Raw genomic sequence first — 4,354 nt, forward strand, 5'->3', positions numbered from 1 at the left:
CCGGCCCCCGCGGCCGCGCCCGACCGCTGGCGCCTCCCGCGGCCGGCCGGGTCGACGCCGTTCCCGGTCGCCCACCGCCGTCGCGCCGTCGCGATCGGGACCGTGGTCGTGGTCGTCGCGATGCTGGCGATCGCCGTCCAGGCGCTGGCCGGCGGCAGCGGCGACGAGCGCTCGCGGCCGACCGCGCACCGCCTGCTGGCAGGACCGCTGAGCGCCGCCTCGGCCGACGCGATCGACCGGATCGACCGGGCGGCGGCGGTCGAGCGCTACGCCCGGATCGGCCTGCCGGTCTACTGCGGCGCCGGCCGCAAGCCGTGGGTCGCGCTGACCCTCGACGACGGTCCTTGGCCGCTGTCGCCGCAGTTCCTCAACCTGCTCTCGCGTGAGAAGGTCCCGGTCACCGTCTTCCGGGTCGGGCGCAACATCCCCGGCCGCGAGCAGTACGTGCTGGCCGAGCGCAACCTCGGCTGGGACTCCGGGTCGCACACCCAGAACCACCCGCCGCTGGCCTCGCTCAGCGCCCGCGACCAGCGCGACGAGATCACCAAGGGCGAGAACGCCTCGACCCGCGTCCTCGGTCGCGCCCCGCGGCTCTTCCGGCCGCCCTACGAGTCCCACAACGCGACCACCGACAAGCTCGTCCGCGACCGCCACATGGTCCAGGTGCTCTGGAACGTCGACACCCAGGACGCCCTCGGCGTGCCGACGAAGACGATCGCGGACCGCGCGATCCAGGGCCTCAAGCCGGGGTCGATCATCCTCATGCACGAGGTCAAGCCGAACACGCTGGCCGCGCTGCCGACGATCATCCGCGAGATCCGCAAGCGGGGCCTGACGCCCGTCACCGTCTCCCAGATGCTCGCCGGCGACGGTCCCAGCGAGTCGCAGCTGCGCAAGGGCTTCGACGGCTGCCCGATCGACCTGACCCCCGGCAAGGCGGCGTCGTGAGCGGGCGGCCGGTCGCCGACGGGCCGGTCCTCGCCGACCCCGGCGGGCCGCTGCACGTCGTCGACCTGGGGACCGTCCCCTACCGCGAGGCGCTGGCGCTCCAGGAGCGGCTGCGGGACGCGCGCCGGGCCGGCGCGGTCGGCGACCTGCTGCTGCTGCTCGAGCACCCGCCGGTCTACACCCGCGGCCGCCGCGCGAGCGCCGACGAGCTGCCGTTCGGCGACGCCTGGTACGGCGAGCGCGGGATCGAGATCGTCGACGTCGCCCGTGGCGGCAAGGCGACCTACCACGGGCCGGGCCAGCTGGTCGGCTACCTGGTCGTCGCCACCCGCGACGTGATCGGGCTGGTCGGGGCGATCGAGCGGGCGATGGTCGCCGTCGCCCGCGACCGCGGGATCGACGCCCGCGGCCGCGCCGCCGACGGGATCGCCTTCACCGGCGCGTGGGTCGGGGATCGCAAGCTCGGCTCGATCGGGCTGCACCTGGCGCACGGCGTGACCACCCACGGGCTCGGGCTCAACGTCGTCACCGACCTGACGCCGTTCGAGTGGATCGTCCCCTGCGGGCTGACGACGCCGATGACCTCGATCGCCCGCGAGGCCGGCGATCCCGATCTGGCCTCCGACCCCGGGCTCGACGCGAGCGCCGCGGTCCGCGCCGCCGGCGAGCGGGTGGCCGCCGCGCTGGCCGGGGAGCTGGGGATCGCGACCGTCGCGCTCGACGCGGCCGCGGTCCGGGCGCTGGCCGCCGCGCACGGCGACGTTGCCCCGACGTTGCCGGAGCCCGCCGATCGGCGGGCGGTCGCGCCGCGGCCGCCGGGGGCGCCCGAGCCGGCTCGCTAGGCTGGGGTCGTGTCCGAGGTGCCGAAGGCGACGCTGCCGATCCGCCAGACCCGCTCGCGGGCCAATCCCGGCGGGATGGACGTCGCGAAGGTCCTGGGTACGGCGACCGTGCCCTACCGCTCGCGCAAGCCCGAGTGGTTCAAGGTCCCGGCCCCGGGCGGCGAGAAGTACCGCGAGCTGCGCCGGACGATGGAGGACGAGAACCTCCACACCGTCTGCCAGGAGGCCGCCTGCCCGAACATCGGCGACTGCTGGGAGCGCGGCACCGCGACGTTCATGATCCTCGGCGACACCTGCACCCGTCGCTGCGGCTTCTGCCACGTGATGACCGGCACGCCGACCTGGAACGACCCGCTGGAGCCCGCCCGCGTGGCCCGCTCGATCGCCCGCATGGGCCTGCGGCACGCCGTCATCACCTCGGTCGATCGCGACGACCTGCCCGACTACGGCTCGCGGATCTGGGCGGCGACGATCAACCAGGTCCGCCGCCAGTCGCCGGAGACCAAGATCGAGACGCTGACCCCCGACTTCCGGGGCGAGGAGATGCCGCTGGCGACCGTGCTCGAGGCCGGCCCCGACGTCTTCAACCACAACGTCGAGGTGGTCCCGCGGCTCTACCCGCTGGCCCGTCGCGGCTCGACCTTCGTGCGCTCCTGCCGGGTGCTGAAGAACGCCAAGGCGATGGCCGGCGACTCGCTGTCGACCAAGTCGGGGCTGATGGTCGGGCTCGGCGAGAGCTTCGCCGAGGTCGTCGAGACGATGAAGGCCCTGCGCGCCGTCGACGTCCAGATCCTCACGATCGGCCAGTACCTGCGGCCGACCAAGGACCACCTGCCGGTCGTCCGCTACTGGCACCCGGACGAGTTCGACGAGCTGGCCCGGATCGGCATGGAGGAGCTCGGCTTCGACCACGTCGCCGCCGGCCCGCTGGTCCGCTCCAGCTACCACGCCGACGAGCACATCGACCAGGACAAGCCCGGCGTCGGCCCGCTGGCCGAGGCGGCCGCCTAGCCCGATCGCGGCGGCCGACGGCGCGGCGCTCCGCTACCGTCGCAGGCCGTGCTCCCGCTCAAGGACGACCTCGCCCACGACCGCGCCGGCGTCGCCTGGGTGCTGGCGGCGATCGCGCTCGTCGCCGGCGGGGTGCGCCCGCTGGTCGGCCTGCTGGCGGCGATCGTGATCCTGATCGCCGGCGACGGCGTCGCCCGCCGCGGTCGCCCGTCGATCGCCGTGCTGGTCGCGGCGGCCGGGGCCGCGCTGACCGTCGGGGTCGCGCTCGGGGCCGGCGACAGCCGTCCGCCGACCGCCTGGAACCCGCTCGGCCCGCTGGCCGTGGCCGGCGGCGCGGCGGCGCTCGCCGGGGTCTACGTCGGCCTGGCCCCGACCGCGCGGGTGCTGAGCTTCTCGCTGATCCCGGGGGCCGGCGGCATGATCGCCGTGCCCGCCGCGCTCTGGACGCTGGCCGGGATCGCCCTGATCGCGCTCGGCGAGGCGACCAACGCCGTCCTGCCGACCGGGACCGGGATGACCGCGCTGGTGCCGCTCGCCGCGCTCGCGCTCGGGCTGCTCGCGGGCCTGCCCCTGCGCCTGCTGGCCGCGCCGCCCACGACGCCCGTCACGCCCGCCGCGAGTCGCTAGCCGCGGCCACGCCGGCGCCGGTCGACGCCCGGCCGTCAGTAGCGACGGCCACGCCAGGAGCGGGCGGGCCGCAGGACCGCGGCGGTGAACCGCACGACGACCGGCAGGTCGACCAGCGGGGCGAGCCAGAACCACGGCCCGCGGCGTCGGTAGATGCGGGCGGCGCGGGCCGCGACCGCGATCCGCGCCAGCAGCAGCGCCGCGTCGAGCCGGTCGCCGCGCCGCAGGACGATCCGCCACAGCGGCAGCGCCTGGGCCGTCCACAGCACCAGCAGGTCGAGCGCCAGCCAGCCGCGGCCCGTCACGTCGCTGGCGGTGATCGATCGGCCCCAGCCGTCCCAGGTCTCGGCCGCCGACTCGTACATCCGGACGTCGACCAGCGCGCTCGCGTCGACCCGGGCGACCCGCCAGCCGCGGCCGGCGAGCGCCCGCGCGAGCGCGACGTCGTCGGTCAGGTGGCCGGCCGCGAGCGCGAACCCGCCGGCCTCGCGCAGGGCACGGGCGCGAACGCAGATGACCTGGCCGTTGGCCGTCGCGCGGCCGGGCGGCGACTCGTGCCCGAGCACGTCGAGCGGGCCGTAGCGGTAGACCTCGGTCGCGACGAACCCGGGGTGCAGCAGCAGCTCGCCCGCGCCGCGACAGTCGAAGCGGGCCGTCGCGCTCAGCAGCTGAGGCCGGGCGTCGAGCGCCTCGGCCCGCCGCAGCTCCCCGACGAGCCCCGCGATCAGGCCCCGGCGCGGCCGGGTGTCGGCGTCGAGCGTCACGACCAGCTCGCCGGACGCGACCCGCAGGCCCTGCTCCAGCGCCCACGGCTTGCCGACCCGGCCGGGCGGCGGCTCGTCGCCGGCGACGACCCGCGCGCCGCGGGCGGCCGCGACCTCGGCGGTGCGGTCGCTCGAGCGGTCGTCGACGACCAGCAGCTCGTC

General features: G+C 76.3%; 5 protein-coding genes. 4 read left to right on the top strand and 1 reads right to left on the bottom strand.

What is annotated here, in order from left to right; translation table 11 throughout:
- From PAI11_RS10990 to PAI11_RS11005, 4 genes are all read left to right on the top strand, one after another.
- A partial coding sequence (locus PAI11_RS10990; RefSeq protein ID WP_040599902.1) for a polysaccharide deacetylase family protein occupies positions 1 to 948 on the top strand: 948 nt, incomplete at its 5' end.
- Complete coding sequence (gene lipB / locus PAI11_RS10995) at positions 945 to 1,790, top strand: lipoyl(octanoyl) transferase LipB (RefSeq protein ID WP_007574455.1); 846 nt, start codon at positions 945 to 947, stop codon at positions 1,788 to 1,790. The genes PAI11_RS10990 and lipB, both read left to right, overlap by 4 nt.
- A gap of 9 nt (positions 1,791 to 1,799) precedes the next feature.
- Complete coding sequence (gene lipA, locus PAI11_RS11000) at positions 1,800 to 2,801, top strand: lipoyl synthase (RefSeq protein WP_007574457.1); 1,002 nt, start codon at positions 1,800 to 1,802, stop codon at positions 2,799 to 2,801.
- Between the two features lie 48 nt (positions 2,802 to 2,849).
- On the top strand, positions 2,850 to 3,428 hold the full coding sequence (locus tag PAI11_RS11005) for a hypothetical protein (RefSeq protein WP_007574459.1): 579 nt from the start codon (positions 2,850 to 2,852) through the stop codon (positions 3,426 to 3,428).
- A 35-nt stretch (positions 3,429 to 3,463) separates the two neighbouring features.
- On the opposite strand, the gene PAI11_RS11010 is transcribed toward PAI11_RS11005, so the two are convergent.
- Positions 3,464 to 4,354 (bottom strand): glycosyltransferase family 2 protein (locus PAI11_RS11010; RefSeq protein ID WP_040599905.1); only part of this gene is annotated, 891 nt, incomplete at its 5' end.

Source organism: Patulibacter medicamentivorans, assembly GCF_000240225.1.
GTDB classification, from domain to species: domain Bacteria; phylum Actinomycetota; class Thermoleophilia; order Solirubrobacterales; family Solirubrobacteraceae; genus Patulibacter; species Patulibacter medicamentivorans.